We start from the raw sequence: 14,916 nt of genomic DNA, 5'->3' as shown, positions 1-14,916 counted from the left end.
ACGAGCGGGCCGGGCTGGACGACAGCGCGGCGAAGGCCCGGTTTGGCCCTGGACGCCCTTCGGCGGATAGCCTTCGCGCCGTGCCGAAACCCGATCAAATCACCGTGAGTCCGCCCCGCCCGGCCAGGACCGCCGTTCTGCCGCTCGCCGAGCTGGCCGTCCAGCTGGGCCTGGCGCCCGTCCAGGGCGGTGCCGTCACCGGCGTCACCCACGACTCCCGCGCGGTCCGCCCGGGCGACGTGTACGTGGCGTTCCCGGGCGCCAACCACCACGGCGCGGCCTTCGCGGCCAAGGCCGCGGAGTCCGGCGCGGTGGCCCTGCTCACCGACCCGGCCGGCGCCGAGCTGGCGGCCGGCACCGGCCTGCCGCTGCTGGTCGTGGACCGGCCGCGGGCCGTCATGGGCGAGCTCGCCGCGATCGTCTACGGGCGCCCCTCCGAGCGGCTGCTGATGCTCGGGCTGACCGGCACCAACGGCAAGACCACCACCTCGTACCTGGTCGAGGGCGGCCTGCGCGGCGCCGGGCGCACCCCCGGCGTGATCGGCACCGTCGAGATGCGGGTCGGTGAGGAGCGGATCAAGAGCGAGCGCACCACCCCCGAGGCCACCGACCTGCACGCGATCCTCGGCGTGATGGCCGAGCGCGGCGCCGACGCGGTGACCATGGAGGTCTCCAGCCACGCCCTGGTCTTCGGCCGCACCGACGGCGTCGCGTACGACGTCGCGCTGTTCAACAACCTCACGCCCGAGCACCTCGACTTCCACCCGGACATGGAGGACTACTTCCAGGCGAAGGCCCGGCTCTTCCAGCCCGGCAAGTCCCGCCACGGCGTGGTCAACGTGGACGACGAATACGGCCGCCGGCTCGTCGCCGAGGCCGAGATCCCGATGACCACCTTCTCCGCCGCCGGGAACCCGGACGCCGACTGGCGGGCCGTGGACGTCCGGCTCGGCCCGGTGAGCTCCTCCTTCCGGCTGCTCGGACCGGACGGTGCCGAGGCCGACGCGGTCGCGCCGCTGCCCGGCCCGTTCAACGTCGCCAACGCGCTCGCCGCGATCACCGTGCTGGTCGCCGCCGGGCTGCCGCTGGAGCAGGCGGTGGCGGGCGTCGCCGCCGTCCACGGCGTGCCGGGCCGGCTGGAGCGCGTGGACGCCGGACAGCCGTTCGTGGCCGTCGTGGACTACGCGCACAAGCCGGACGCCCTGCAGGCCGTCCTCGCCTCGCTGCGCGAGGTCACCAAGGGCCGGCTGCACGTCGTCGTCGGCTGCGGCGGAGACCGCGACCCGCACAAGCGCGGCCCGATGGGCACCATCGCCGCCCGCCTCGCCGACACCGCTCTGCTGACCAGCGACAACCCGCGCAGCGAGGACCCGCTGGCGATCCTCGCCACTATGCTGACCGGCGCCGCCGCGGTGCCCGAGGCCGAGCGCGGGGCCGTCCTGGTCGTTCCCGACCGGGCCGAGGCGATCCGGCTCGCGGTCGCCCGCGCCCAGGCCGGGGACACGGTGCTGGTGGCCGGCAAGGGCCACGAGCTCGGCCAGTACGTACGAGACGAGATCCGCCCCTTCGACGACCGGGAGGTGCTGCACGATGAGATCGAACGGAGCTCCGTCGCGCGGACCACGGCCGCGCGGGGCGACCGAGGAGTAGAGCAGCAGTGATCGCACTGACCCTCGCCGAGGTGGCCGCCGCAGTCGGAGGCACCCTGGACGGCGCGGACCCGGACGCCCTGGTCACCGGCCCGGTCGAGGTCGACTCGCGGAAGGTGCGCCCCGGCGGCCTGTTCGCCGCCTTCGTCGGCGAGCACGTGGACGGCCACGACTACGCGGTCACGGCGGTCGAGGCCGGCGCCGTCGCGGTGCTGGCCTCCCGCCCGGTCGGCGTGCCCGCCGTCCTGGTCGACAGTGTGGTGGAGGCGCTCGGCAGGCTGGCCCGTACCGTGGTCGCCCGCGCCGAGGACACCGCCGTGGTCGCGCTGACCGGGTCGGCCGGCAAGACCAGCACCAAGGACCTGATCGCCCAGCTGCTCGAGCGCCACGGCGCGACCGTCTATCCGCCCGGCTCGCTCAACAACGAGATCGGCCACCCGATGACCGCGCTGCGGGTCGAGGCCGGCACCCGGCACCTGGTGATGGAGATGGGCGCCCGGCACAAGGGCGACATCGAGTACCTCACCTCGATCACCCCGCCCCGGATCGGCGTGGTCCTGAACGTCGGCACCGCCCACGTCGGCGAGTTCGGCTCCCAGGAGGCGATCGCCGAGGCCAAGGGCGAACTGGTCGAGGCGCTGTCCGCGGACGGTGCCGCGATCCTCAACGCGGACGACCGGCTGGTGCGCGCCATGGCCTCCCGCACCAAGGCCAAGGTGGTCCTGTTCGGGGAGTCCCCGGACGCCCACGTCCGGGCGACCGACGTTCGCCTGGACGCCACCGGACGGCCATCGTTCACGCTCACCACCCCAGCCGGTTCCGCGCCCGTGCAGCTGCGCCTGTACGGTGAGCACCACGTCTCGAACGCCCTCGCCGCCGCCGCGGTGGCGGTGGAGCTCGGGATGTCCGTCGACGACACCGCGGCAGCCCTGGGCGAGGCGGGTGCGCTGTCCCGCTGGCGCATGGAGGTCGTCGACCGGGCCGATGGTGTCACCGTCGTCAACGACGCCTACAACGCGAACCCCGATTCGATGCGGGCCGCGCTGCGGGCGCTGGTCTCGATGGGGGGCCGCGGCCCGGAGCGCCGCCGCACCTGGGCGGTGCTCGGCGAGATGCGGGAGCTCGGCGAGGAGAGCCTGGCCGAGCACGACGCCATCGGACGGCTCGCCGTCCGGCTGGACGTCACCAAGCTGGTGGCGGTCGGCGGACGCGAGGCGGCCTGCATGGAACTCGGCGCGAGGAACGAAGGTTCGTGGGGTGAGGAGTCGGTGCTGGTGTCCGACGCGGACGCGGCGGTCGATCTGCTGCGCAGTCAGCTGCGGCCGGGGGATGTGGTCCTGGTGAAGGCTTCCCGTTCGGTGGGGCTGGAGAAGGTGGCCGAGGCCCTCCTTGCGGACGGTGCTGCCCGATGATGAAGCAGATCCTCTTCTCCGGGATGATCGGCCTGATCCTCTCGCTGGTGGGCACGCCCGCCCTGATCAAGCTGCTCGCCCGGCAGGGCTACGGCCAGTACATCCGCGACGACGGTCCCAAGGCGCACCACAGCAAGAAGGGCACGCCCACCATGGGCGGCATCGCCTTCATCCTGGCGACCCTGATCGCGTACTTCGCCACCAAGGCGATAACGGGCGAGAGCCCGACCGCCTCCGGGCTGCTCGTGCTCTTCCTGACCGCGGGCCTCGGCCTGGTCGGCTTCCTGGACGACTACATCAAGGTGGTCAAGCGCCGCTCGCTCGGTCTGCGGGCCAAGGCGAAGCTGGCCGGCCAGTCCATCGTCGGCCTCGCCTTCGCGATCCTGGCGCTGCAGTTCCACGACGACCGCGGGCTCAGCCCGGCCTCGCAGTCGCTGTCCTTCGTGCGCGACTTCAAGTGGTCGATCGGCCCGGTGCTGTTCGTCATCTTCGCGTACTTCATGATCGCGGCGACCTCCAACGGCGTGAACCTGACGGACGGTCTCGACGGCCTCGCCACCGGTGCCTCGGTGATGGCCTTCGGCGCCTACACCTTCATCGGCGTCTGGGAGTACGGGCAGAGCTGCGCCTACACCGTCACCGCGACCGTCAGCTGCTACGACGTCCGAGACCCACTGGACCTCGCGGTGGTCGCCGCCGCCCTGATGGGCTCCTGCTTCGGCTTCCTGTGGTGGAACACCTCGCCCGCCAAGATCTTCATGGGCGACACCGGCTCGCTCGCCCTCGGCGGCGCCCTGGCCGGTCTGGCGATCTGCTCCCGCACCGAGCTGCTGCTCATCATGCTCGGTGGCCTCTTCATGGTGATCACCCTGTCGGTGATCATCCAGGTCGGCTCCTTCCGGATGACCGGCAAGCGCGTCTTCAAGATGGCACCACTGCAGCACCACTTCGAACTCAAGGGCTGGAGCGAGGTCCTGGTCGTGGTCCGCTTCTGGATCATCCAGGGCCTCTGCGTGGCCGTCGGCCTCGGCCTCTTCTACGCGGGATACCGGACCGGATGACGAACCCTGACTTTTCCGACCTGCCCGTCGTCGTCGCCGGACTCGGCGTCTCGGGCATCAGCGCCGCGCGCGTCCTGCACGGCCTCGGCGCCCGCGTCACCGTCGTGGACGGCGGCAGCGGGCCCGGCCTGACCGCCCGAGCCGCCGAGCTGGAGGCGCAGGGCGTCACCGTGCGCCTCGGCGACGGCGCGAGCCTGCCCGAGGGCACCGAGCTGATCGTCACCTCGCCCGGCTGGGCGCCGGACAGCCCGCTGTTCGCCGCCGCCGAGGCGGCCGGGGTGCCGGTCTGGGGCGACGTCGAGCTCGCCTGGCGGCTGCGCAAGCCGCTGCCGGGCACCGGCGAGCCCGCCCCCTGGCTGGCCGTCACCGGCACCAACGGCAAGACCACCACTGTCCAGATGCTCGCCTCGATCCTCACCGCCGCCGGCAAGCGCACCGCCGCCGTCGGCAACGTCGGGGTCTCGGTGCTGGACGCGGTGCTCGCCGAGGAGCCGTACGACGTGCTCGCCGTCGAGCTCTCCAGCTACCAGCTGCACTGGGCGCCCTCGCTGCGCCCGTACTCGGCCGCGGTGCTCAACCTGGCGCCCGACCACCTCGACTGGCACGGCTCGATGGAGGCGTACGCCGCTGACAAGGGCCGGATCTACGAGGGCAACGTCGTCGCCTGCGTGTACAACCTGGCCGACCCGGCCACCGAGGCGCTGGTCATGGAGGCCGACGTCGAGGAGGGCTGCCGGGCGATCGGTTTCGGCCTCGGCGCGCCGAGCCCGTCGAACTTCGGCGTGGTGGACGGGCTGCTGGTGGACCGGGCCTTCGTCGAGGACCGGGCGAAGAACGCCGCCGAGCTGGGCGCCGTCGAGGACGTCCACCCGCCGGCTCCGCACAACATCGCCAACGCGCTCGCCGCGGCGGCGCTGGCCCGGGCGTACGGCGTCGAGCCGAAGGCCGTCCGGGAGGGCCTGCGGGCCTTCCGCCCGGACGCCCACCGGATCGCCGAGGTCGGCGTGGTCCGCGAGGTCACGTACATCGACGACTCCAAGGCCACCAACACCCACGCCGCGGCCGCCTCGCTGGCCGCCTACCGGCCGATCGTCTGGATCGCCGGAGGCCTCGCCAAGGGCGCGACCTTCGACGACCTGGTGCAGGGCGCGGCCGAGCGGCTGCGCGCGGTGGTGCTGATCGGCCAGGACCGGGCGCTGATCCGCGAGGCGCTGGAGCGACACGCTCCGGATGTCCCGGTGATCGAGGCGGCCGAGGGCCAGACTGGCGCGGTGGCGATGGCCGAGGTCGTCCGCACGGCCGCGTCGCTCGCCCGATCGGGTGACACGGTGCTCCTGGCTCCGGCCTGCGCCTCGATGGACATGTTCACCAACTACGGCGAGCGCGGCGACATGTTCGCGGCGGCGGTCCGGGAGCTGGCGGACACCGGCGACTGAGCCGAAGGGTCGCGAGCGGCCCGGAGGCGGACGAGCCGTAGAGATGGGGAGAACGGTGGCGGGGCAGGGCAGGGCGGATTCCGGCGTTGGGAAGCGGGACGCCGCCGAGCCGTGGCGAGTGATCTCCGCCACCACGACCAAGTACAAGTCGGCCGGTCCGCTGGCCCGCGTCCAGGCCTTCCGGGCCCGGGTGCGGTACTGGCTGGACCGGCCGCTCACGCCGTACCTGCTGGTGGTCGGCAGCACGCTGCTGCTGGTCGTGCTCGGTCTGATGATGGTCTTCTCGGCCTCGCAGATCCTCGCCCTGAACCAGCACCACTCGGCCCAGTACTACTTCCTCAAGCAGCTGATCGCGGCCATCCTCGGCCTCGTCCTGCTGATCGGCTTCGCCTCCGTCCCGGTGGCGGTGCTGCGGGTGATCACCTATCCGGTGATGCTCGGGGTGATCGGCGCGCTCGCGCTGGTCGCCGTGCCCGGCATCGGGGTGCGGATCAACGGCAACCAGAACTGGCTGGATTTCGGCTTCTTCCAGTTCCAGCCGTCCGAGTTCGCCAAGCTCGCGCTGGTCCTCTGGGGCGCCGACCTGCTCGCCCGCAAGCAGAAGGCCGGCACCCTGAACTCCTGGAAGCACCTGCTGGTGCCGCTGGTGCCGGGCGCCCTGCTGCTGCTCGCGCTGATCATGTTCGGCGGCGACATGGGCACCTCGATGATCCTGGTGGCCATGGTGTTCGCGCTGCTCTGGATGGTCGGCGCGCCGCTGCGGCTGTTCGTGGCCACCCTCGGCGTGGCGGTGGTGGTCTGCACCGCCCTGGTCGTCACCGTCCCGCACCGGGCGGAGCGCCTGGGCTGCATCGGCGTCACCAAGCTCGACCCCGAGGGCGCCTGCTTCCAGGCCCTGCACGGCGTCTTCGCGTTCGCGAACGGCGGCGGCTTCGGCACCGGCCTCGGCGCCGGGGTGGAGAAATGGGGCCAGCTGCCCGAGGCGCACACCGACTTCATCTTCGCCGCGACCGGCGAGGAACTCGGTCTCGTGGGGACGCTGTCGGTGATCGGCCTCTTCGCGGCACTAGGCTACGCGGGTATCCGTGTGGCCATCGGCACGAAGGACCCCTTCGTCAGGTACGCCGCGGGAGCCGCCACCACCTGGATCATGGCGCAGGCCATGATCAACCTGGGGTCGGCGCTGGGACTGCTGCCCATCGCGGGTGTCCCGCTCCCGCTGTTCTCCTACGGCGGTTCCGCCATGCTGTCGGCCATGTCCGCGATCGGTGTGTTGCTGTGCCTGGCGCGCAGCACCTCGGGCGCGAAGGCGGCCCTGGCCGCCCGGAGCAAGAACTCCCGGATCAGGAAGCGACTGGCCCGGGTGCTGCCACGACGACGAACCACAGCGCGCCCGGCCCCCGGGCCGGCACGCAGGGAGCGGTGAATTTCGGTGCATGTCGTACTCGCCGGCGGGGGGACCGCCGGTCACATCGAGCCGGCCATGGCCCTCGCGGACGCCCTCCGCAGGCACGACCCGTCCATCGGGATCACCGCCCTGGGCACCGAGCGCGGTCTGGAGACCCGGCTGGTACCCGAGCGCGGCTACCAGCTGGAGCTCATCCCGGCCGTCCCGCTGCCCCGCAAGCCGACCCCGGAACTGATCACCGTCCCCGGCCGGCTGCGCGGCACCGTCCGGGCCGCCCAGGAGATCATCGAGCGGGTCAACGCGGACGCCGTGGTCGGCTTCGGCGGCTACGTCGCGATGCCCGCCTACCTGGCCGCCAAGCGGGCCGGCGTGCCGATCGTGGTGCACGAGGCGAACGCCCGTCCGGGCCTGGCCAACAAGATCGGCGCCCGCTACAGCGACTTCGTGGCGGTCTCCACGCCCGACAGCAAGCTGCGCGACTCCCGGTACATCGGCATCCCGCTGCGCCGGACCATCGCCACCCTGGACCGCAACGCGGCCCGCCCGGAGGCCCGGCAGTACTTCGGCCTCGACCAGCGGCTGCCCACCCTGCTGGTCTCCGGCGGCTCCCAGGGCGCCCGCCGGCTCAACGAGGTGGTCACCGCGATCGCCCCGCGGCTGCAGCAGTACGGCGTGCAGATCCTGCACGCGGTCGGTCCGAAGAACGAGCTGCCGCAGGTGGCGGACGTCCCCGGGATGCCGCCGTACCGCCCGGTGCCGTACCTGGACCGGATGGACCTCGCCTACGCGGCGGCCGACATGATGCTCTGCCGGGCCGGCGCCATGACGGTGGCCGAGCTGGCGGCCGTCGGCCTGCCCGCCGCCTTCGTCCCGCTGCCGATCGGCAACGGCGAGCAGCGGCTGAACGCCCAGCCGATGGTCAAGGCCGGCGGCGGCCTGCTGGTGGACGACGCCGAGCTGACCCCGGACTGGGTGCTGCAGAACGTGCTCCCGGTGCTCACCGACCCGCAGCGGCTGTGGGACATGAGCCGCGCCGCCGCCGAGTTCGGCCGCAGGGACGCCGACGACCTGCTGGTCGGCATGGTCTACGAGGCGATCCAGGCCCACCGCGCCGGTCGCCGCCGTGGCTGACAGCCGGCTCGCCGACCCGCTCGAGGCGGAGCTGGAGGACGAGGAGTCCGCTCCTCGCCTCCGGCTCTCCCGGCGGGGCATCGTGGTGCTGAGCGTGCTCGGCGCCGCGGTGCTGGGCGGGCTGGCCTGGCTGGTGTTCCTCTCGTCGGTGCTGGACGTGCGCAGCGTCGCCGTCCAGGGAGCCGCCGACGACAACCTGACGGCGGCCCAGGTCCGCGACACGATCGGCGGGCTCGGCGACGGTCCGCTGGCCCGGGTGGACCTGGACGACGTCCGCCGCCGGGTGGAGGCGATCCCCCGGGTGGCGAAGGCCGAGGTGTGGCGGGGCTGGCCGCACACGCTGCAGGTGAAGGTCGTCCAGCGCAAGGCGGTGGCCGCCGTCAAGGGGGAGGACGGCCGGTTCACCCAGGTGGATGCCGCGGGCGTGAGCTTCGCCACCGAGGCGGCCCCGCCGGCGGGCGTGCCGGTGGTGGAGCTGCGGCTCAGTCAGCAGGCGAATGACGTGGACGGGGTGATCTCCCGTCCGCAGCTGGTCCAGGGCGCGGTGGCGGTGGCCGCCGGGCTGCCGCCGGAGGTCGCGAAACGGGCCGGGGCGGTGCTGGTGCATTCGTACGACGACATCCAGCTGCAGCTCAGTGGGGGTGCCACGGTGCGCTGGGGGAGTCCGGAGCAGATCGACCGGAAAGCCCGGGTGCTGGTGGCACTGATGAATCAGAAGGGTACGAACTTCGATGTGACGGCGCCCGAGGCGCCGGCGGTGTCGGGATGATCCGGTAGGTTCTGTCCCTGAGGGAGGGGTTGACGCCTTGAAGTGTCGGCCCGACCCTTGGTGGTCACCCCGGTTTCCTAAGCCGGCTGATGATCACATAGGCTCAAAAGAAAAAGGGAAGCTCGGCGTGTTCGTTGAAACGCGTGCCCGGGGCGACCTAGTGTCCTGTGTCACCAGACTGTGTCCCCTGGTGATGTGACGGAGGCACAGGACTAACCCTAAAGGTCAAGTTTAGGGTTGGGGTCGGCGGTCGGCATTTCGGACATTCAGTCAGAAACCAGGCTCCCTACCCATCGACATCCGTCGGAACGGACCCTCGCCGGGCCGGGCCGACCCGGAAATTCGAGGCGAGAGGCCTTCGACGTGGCAGCACCGCAGAACTACCTCGCAGTCATCAAGGTCGTCGGTATCGGCGGCGGTGGTGTCAACGCCATCAACCGGATGATCGAGGTCGGTCTCAAGGGCGTCGAGTTCATCGCGATCAACACCGATGCGCAGGCCCTCCTGATGAGCGACGCCGACGTCAAGCTCGATGTGGGCCGTGAACTCACCCGGGGCCTCGGCGCCGGCGCCAACCCCGAGGTCGGCCGCAAGGCCGCCGAGGACCACCGCGAGGAGATCGAGGAGGTCCTCAAGGGGGCCGACATGGTCTTCGTGACGGCCGGCGAAGGCGGTGGCACGGGCACGGGCGGCGCGCCCGTCGTCGCCAACATCGCGCGCTCGCTGGGCGCCCTGACCATCGGCGTGGTCACCCGTCCCTTCACCTTCGAGGGCCGGCGCCGGGCCAACCAGGCCGAGGACGGCATCGCGAGCCTGCGCGAAGAGGTCGACACCCTCATCGTGATCCCCAACGACCGGCTGCTGTCCATCTCGGACCGCCAGGTCAGCGTGCTCGACGCGTTCCGCTCGGCCGACCAGGTCCTGCTCTCCGGTGTCCAGGGCATCACCGACCTGATCACCACCCCGGGTCTGATCAACCTCGACTTCGCGGACGTCAAGTCCGTCATGTCGGACGCCGGTTCGGCGCTCATGGGCATCGGCTCGGCCCGTGGCGAGGACCGCGCCAAGGCCGCCGCCGTCATGGCGATCTCCTCGCCGCTGCTGGAGGCCTCGATCGACGGCGCCCGCGGCGTGCTGCTCTCCATCTCGGGCGGCTCCGACCTCGGCCTGTTCGAGATCAACGAGTCGGCCCAGCTGGTCAGCGAGGCCGCCCACCCCGAGGCCAACATCATCTTCGGTGCGGTCATCGACGACGCGCTCGGCGACGAGGTCCGGGTCACCGTCATCGCGGCCGGCTTCGACGGCGGGCAGCCGCCGGCGATCGTCCGCGACCCGGTGGTCAAGGCCAGCGCGCCGGAGCGCCCGGCCACCCCGCCGGCCGCCCCGGAGCGTCCCGCCGCCCGCCCGTCGTACGGGAGCATCGGCTCGGTGACCTCCCGCTCGGAGGCCGAGACCCCGGCCGCCGCGCCGAGCCGGCAGGCCGAGACTCCGGCCACCACGACCGCCGCTGCCCCGGTGCCGCCGCAGGTGCAGCCGGCCCGGCAGCCGTACGTGGAGAGCCCGGCCGAGGAACTCGACGTCCCGGACTTCCTTAAGTGATCGAACACGCGGTACACGCGGGTGCTCACTTCGCCTTCACCGACCGGTGGGGCGGGGTGAGCACTTCGCCGTACGGGGAGCTCAACCTCGGCGGCGCGGTGGGGGACGATCCGGAGGCCGTCCGGGAGAACCGGGCGCTGGCGGCCCGGGAGCTGGGACTCGAACCGGCCGACGTGGTGTGGATGAACCAGGTGCACGGCGCCGAGGTCGCCGTGGTGACGGAGCGCCAGCCGCCGGGGGAGGCTCCGACGGTGGACGCGGTGGTCACCGACCGGCCGCTCGCGCTGGCAGTACTGACCGCCGACTGCACACCGGTGCTGCTGGCCGACCCGGTGGCGGGCGTGGTGGGCGCGGCCCACGCGGGCCGACCCGGGCTGGCCGCAGGGGTGGTGCCCGCGGCGGTCCGGGCGATGGTCGAACTGGGGGCCGAGCCCGGGCGGATCGTCGCCGCCACCGGCCCCGCGGTCTGCGGCAGCTGCTACGAGGTGCCGGCCGAGCTGCGCGCCGAGGTCGCCGCCGTGGTGCCGGAAGCCTTCGCGGAGACCTCGTGGGGGACCCCGGCCCTGGACGTGGCGGAGGGAGTCGCGGCCCAGCTGGCCGCGCTGGGGGTCAGCGAGCCGGTGCGGTCACCGGTCTGCACCCTCGAATCCGCCGATCACTACTCCTATCGCCGCGAGCAGCGCACGGGCCGGCTCGCGAGCTACGTCTGGTTGGGCTCTGATCACTGATGACGAACGACATCTACGGACCGTTCCCGGGTGGCCCCGGCCCCTTCTTTCCCGATGAGAGGTGGCTGGGCGCCCTGACGGAGGGCCAGCGGGCCCGGTACGAGGAGCTCGGGACCAACCTCGAGGTGGTCGAGCGCCGGATCGCGGACGCCTGCGCGGCCGCGGGGCGGGCGCGGGACGAGGTCACCCTGATCGTCGTCACCAAGACCTACCCCGCCGAGGACACCGCGCTGCTGGCCGGGCTGGGTGTGACGGACGTCGCGGAGAACCGCGACCAGGACGCCGCGCCCAAGGCGGAACAGTGCAGAAACCTTCCTCTTGACTGGCACTTCGTCGGACAGCTGCAGACCAACAAGGTCCGCTCGGTCGCCCGGTACGCGAACCACGTGCACTCGGTGGACCGGCTGCGGCTGGTCGAGTCGCTCTCCGCGGCGGTGCTCAAGGCGGAGCGCCCGGAGCTGGGCTGCCTGGTCCAGGTGGCGCTGGACAAGGCGCACGGCGAGGGTGCGCACCGGGCGGGGGTCGCGCCGGAGGACGTCGCGCAACTGGTCGACGCGATCGCCGACACGCCCGGGCTGCGGCTGGACGGTGTGATGACCGTCGCTCCGCTGGCCGGTCCGCTGGCCGGAGACCCGGCCCGGGCCTTCGATCGGCTGGCGGAAATCGCAAGCGCCGTACGGGCGGCCCATCCGGCTGCCACCATGGTCTCCGCAGGTATGAGCGGTGACCTTGAGCAGGCGATTGCCGCCGGGGCGACACATGTGCGCGTCGGAACGGCGGTACTCGGAGTGAGGTCACCCCTCAGGTAACGTCACCGGGTAAGTAGATCAGACTGCAGGACAAAATAGGACAGAATCTAGCAGCTCTCCGGAGCGCTAGCGAACCGTGGATCGCAGCTCCGCGGCCCTCACTCCATGAACCCTGACAGGCCGTCGGCCTGACGCTCCGTCGTGGACGGGCCGCGGAATCCGCAGGCTGGGCCGCATCGGCCGGTCGCCGGGACGCAGCCGGTCCGCACGGAGCGAGCGGAGCGAGCGACCATCGGACGGTGCGCGTTTCGCGAAGCCGCCACCGAGCGCCAGCGAGGTGGCTATGAGCGGAGGAGACAGGAGCATGGCCGGCGCAATGCGCAAGATGGCGGTCTACCTCGGCCTCGTGGAGGACGAGACGTACGACGGCCAGGGGTACGACCCCGACGACGACTACGACGCGGACCCCGAGCCGATCCGGACGGGACAGCGGACCGAGGACATTCCCCGGCCGGCCGCCGCGGCCGCCGCCACGCCCGCCCCGGTCTCCTCGATCACGCCCCAGCCGGTGCCGGCGGCGGTGCCGATCCGGCAGGAGACCCCCAGGATGGCCCCCGTGTCGTCCATCACACCCGAACGTCGCCACAACCTGGAGAAGAGCTCCCCGGTGATCATGCCCAAGGTAGTGAACGAACGAGAGCCCTACCGCATCACCACGCTGCACCCCCGGACCTACAACGAGGCCCGTACCATCGGGGAACAGTTCCGTGGCGGGACTCCCGTGATCATGAATCTGACCGAGATGGACGACACCGACGCGAAGCGGCTCGTAGACTTCGCCGCTGGACTCGTCTTCGGTCTGCACGGCAGTATCGAGCGCGTGACACAGAAGGTGTTCCTGCTGTCGCCTGCTAACGTCGATGTCACGGCGGAGGACAAGGCTCGGATCGCCGAGGGTGGGTTCTTCAACCAGAGCTGACCCGGCCACGACTTTACGTGTGGATCTGATCAACAGTGGTTGGCGACAGGTGACGAGCGGCGGGCCCCAGGGCTCGGGACCGGGGAGAGGGAAACGCGATGGACATCGTGTGGGCGGTGCTCTACTACGCCCTGACCGTCTTCCTGGTGTTCCTGCTTGTGCGGCTGGTCATGGACTGGGTCTTCCAGTTCGCGCGTTCGTGGCGGCCCGGCAAGGCCATGGTCCTGGTCCTGGAGGCCACGTACACTGTCACGGATCCGCCGCTCAAGCTTCTTCGGCGGCTCATTCCGCCGTTGCGTTTCGGGGGCGTGGCGCTCGACCTGTCCTTCTTCGTACTGATGATCATTGTGTATGTCCTGATCTCGCTTGTGCACCCCTAGTCGTAGGTGAGCGATGCGACAGGATGCCGGTGTGCCGACGATCACGTTGAGGTGAAGAGATGCCATTGACCCCCGAGGACGTTCGGAACAAGCAGTTCACGACCGTCCGCCTGCGTGAAGGCTATGACGAGGACGAGGTCGATGCCTTCCTCGACGAGGTCGAGGCGGAGCTGACCCGCCTCCTCCGGGAGAACGAGGACCTGCGCGCCAAGCTGGCCGCCGCGACTCGTGCCGCCGCGCAGAACCAGGCCAACCTGCGCAAGGAGCCGCAGCAGGACGCCCCCCGCCAGGGTGGCGCCCCGGTTCCGGCCGCCATATCCGGCCCGCCGGTCCCCGGCCAGCAGGGCCCGGGCGGCCCGCAGCAGATGGGCCCCGGCGGCCCGCAGCAGATGGGTCCGGGTGGTCCGCAGCAGATGGGCCCCGGTGGCCCGCAGCAGCAGATGGGCAACCAGCCGCTGGGCCTGCCCGCCGGCTCCGCGCCGCAGCTCCCGCCGGCCGGCGGCCCGCAGCAGCAGATGAACCAGACCATGGGCGGCCAGCAGCAGCTGGTCCAGCCGATGGGCGGTCAGATGCTGCAGCCCATGGGCGGCCCCGGTGGCCCGCAGCCGATGGGCAACCCGATGGGCCAGGGCATGGGCCAGCAGCAGATGCAGCAGATGGGCGGCCCCATGGGCGGCCCGCAGCAGATGGGCGGCCCCATGGGCGCCCCGATGCAGCAGCAGGGTCCCGGTGGCGACAGCGCGGCCCGCGTGCTGGCGCTCGCCCAGCAGACCGCCGACCAGGCGATCTCCGAGGCCCGTTCCGAGGCCAACAAGATCGTCGGCGAGGCGCGCAGCCGGGCCGAGGGCCTGGAGCGCGACGCCCGAGCCAAGGCCGACGCCCTGGAGCGGGACGCGCAGGAGAAGCACCGCGTCGCGATGGGCTCGCTGGAGTCCGCGCGGGCCACGCTGGAGCGCAAGGTCGAGGACCTGCGGGCGTTCGAGCGTGAGTACCGCACGCGTCTGAAGTCGTACCTGGAGACCCAGCTGCGCCAGCTGGAGTCGCAGGCCGACGACTCGCTCGCGCCGCCGCGGATCCCCGCCACCGCGTCGCTGCCGCCGGCGGCCTCGTCGATGGCTCCGGCCGGTGCGGGCTCGATGGGCAGCGGTGCGCCGAGCTTCGGTGGCAACCAGCCGTCCTTCGGTGGCAACTCGCCGTCCTTCGGCGGGAACACCTCCTTCGGTGGCAACTCGCCGGCGCCGAGCTTCGGCGGGCAGTCGGCCGGTGGCAACGGTGCTCCGCAGATGCAGCCGGCCGGGATGACCCAGCCGATGGCGGCGGTGCGGCCGCAGCCGCCGCAGCCGATGCAGCAGGCTCCGGCGCCGATGCGGGGCTTCCTGATCGACGAGGACGGCGACAACTGAGGTTGTAGCAGGGCCTTTTGAGGGCGTTCCCTTTCTGACCTTCGGGTTGGGGAGGGGGCGCCCTTGTTTTGTGTGGGGGGGTGGGGGCTTTCGGGTGGGTGGGGGGCTTTCGGGAGGGTGGGGGGTGCCGGGGGCGGCTCCGGGGGTGGTCGCTCCGAGGGGCTGGATGATTTTCCGACAGCTCGGAAGAGCGTGGTGTCGGGAAAGAGTGT

13 protein-coding genes are annotated in these 14,916 nt (G+C 71.8%); all 13 read left to right on the top strand.

The features are described from left to right. Window positions 1-80 precede the first annotated feature (80 nt). The 13 genes from ACZ3TI_RS39055 to ACZ3TI_RS38995 all read left to right on the top strand — a co-directional run bounded on the left by ACZ3TI_RS39055 (window position 81) and on the right by ACZ3TI_RS38995 (window position 14,704). The gene (locus tag ACZ3TI_RS39055; protein ID WP_465735052.1) at window positions 81-1,661 is read left to right on the top strand and encodes a UDP-N-acetylmuramoyl-L-alanyl-D-glutamate--2,6-diaminopimelate ligase; all 1,581 of its coding nucleotides are present in this window, start codon (window positions 81-83) and stop codon (window positions 1,659-1,661) included. Further along, window positions 1,658-3,061: a UDP-N-acetylmuramoyl-tripeptide--D-alanyl-D-alanine ligase gene (locus ACZ3TI_RS39050; RefSeq protein WP_465735050.1), complete on the top strand. Its 1,404-nt coding sequence runs from the start codon at window positions 1,658-1,660 to the stop codon at window positions 3,059-3,061. Before ACZ3TI_RS39055 ends, ACZ3TI_RS39050 begins: the two co-directional genes overlap by 4 nt. Continuing rightward, entirely contained in the window at window positions 3,061-4,122 is a 1,062-nt protein-coding gene (gene mraY / locus ACZ3TI_RS39045; protein WP_465735071.1) for a phospho-N-acetylmuramoyl-pentapeptide-transferase, read from the top strand. The genes ACZ3TI_RS39050 and mraY overlap by 1 nt, the downstream gene beginning before the upstream one ends. Continuing rightward, window positions 4,119-5,558: a UDP-N-acetylmuramoyl-L-alanine--D-glutamate ligase gene (gene murD / locus ACZ3TI_RS39040; protein WP_465735048.1), complete on the top strand. Its 1,440-nt coding sequence runs from the start codon at window positions 4,119-4,121 to the stop codon at window positions 5,556-5,558. The genes mraY and murD overlap by 4 nt, the downstream gene beginning before the upstream one ends. Window positions 5,559-5,601: 43 nt before the next feature. Then, on the top strand, window positions 5,602-6,984 hold the full coding sequence (gene ftsW, locus ACZ3TI_RS39035) for a putative lipid II flippase FtsW (protein ID WP_465735046.1): 1,383 nt from the start codon (window positions 5,602-5,604) through the stop codon (window positions 6,982-6,984). 6 nt (window positions 6,985-6,990) lie between these two features. Next, window positions 6,991-8,097 (top strand): undecaprenyldiphospho-muramoylpentapeptide beta-N-acetylglucosaminyltransferase, encoded by a 1,107-nt coding sequence (gene murG, locus ACZ3TI_RS39030; protein ID WP_465735044.1) that lies wholly within the window; start codon window positions 6,991-6,993, stop codon window positions 8,095-8,097. Beyond that, a complete protein-coding gene (locus tag ACZ3TI_RS39025; protein ID WP_465735042.1) occupies window positions 8,090-8,866 on the top strand; it encodes a cell division protein FtsQ/DivIB in 777 nt (258 codons plus the stop codon). Before murG ends, ACZ3TI_RS39025 begins: the two co-directional genes overlap by 8 nt. 363 nt (window positions 8,867-9,229) lie before the next feature. Then, a complete protein-coding gene (gene ftsZ / locus ACZ3TI_RS39020; protein ID WP_465735040.1) occupies window positions 9,230-10,465 on the top strand; it encodes a cell division protein FtsZ in 1,236 nt (411 codons plus the stop codon). Beyond that, the gene (gene pgeF, locus ACZ3TI_RS39015; protein WP_465735038.1) at window positions 10,462-11,193 is read left to right on the top strand and encodes a peptidoglycan editing factor PgeF; all 732 of its coding nucleotides are present in this window, start codon (window positions 10,462-10,464) and stop codon (window positions 11,191-11,193) included. The genes ftsZ and pgeF overlap by 4 nt, the downstream gene beginning before the upstream one ends. Continuing rightward, the gene (locus tag ACZ3TI_RS39010; RefSeq protein WP_465735036.1) at window positions 11,193-12,002 is read left to right on the top strand and encodes a YggS family pyridoxal phosphate-dependent enzyme; all 810 of its coding nucleotides are present in this window, start codon (window positions 11,193-11,195) and stop codon (window positions 12,000-12,002) included. The genes pgeF and ACZ3TI_RS39010 overlap by 1 nt, the downstream gene beginning before the upstream one ends. A gap of 304 nt (window positions 12,003-12,306) precedes the next feature. Then, window positions 12,307-12,921 carry a cell division protein SepF gene (locus ACZ3TI_RS39005; RefSeq protein ID WP_391549685.1) on the top strand — a complete coding sequence of 205 codons (615 nt, stop codon included), beginning with the start codon at window positions 12,307-12,309 and terminating at the stop codon, window positions 12,919-12,921. Between the two features lie 98 nt (window positions 12,922-13,019). Further along, entirely contained in the window at window positions 13,020-13,301 is a 282-nt protein-coding gene (locus ACZ3TI_RS39000) for a YggT family protein (protein ID WP_030060143.1), read from the top strand. Window positions 13,302-13,360: 59 nt separating this feature from the next. Then, entirely contained in the window at window positions 13,361-14,704 is a 1,344-nt protein-coding gene (locus ACZ3TI_RS38995) for a DivIVA domain-containing protein (protein ID WP_465735033.1), read from the top strand. The last annotated feature ends 212 nt before the right edge of the window (window positions 14,705-14,916 follow it).

Source organism: Kitasatospora sp. NPDC023120 (assembly GCF_055560835.1).
The sequence above is the reverse complement of the archived record's forward strand: the minus strand, read 5'-3'. Positions and strand labels throughout refer to the sequence as shown.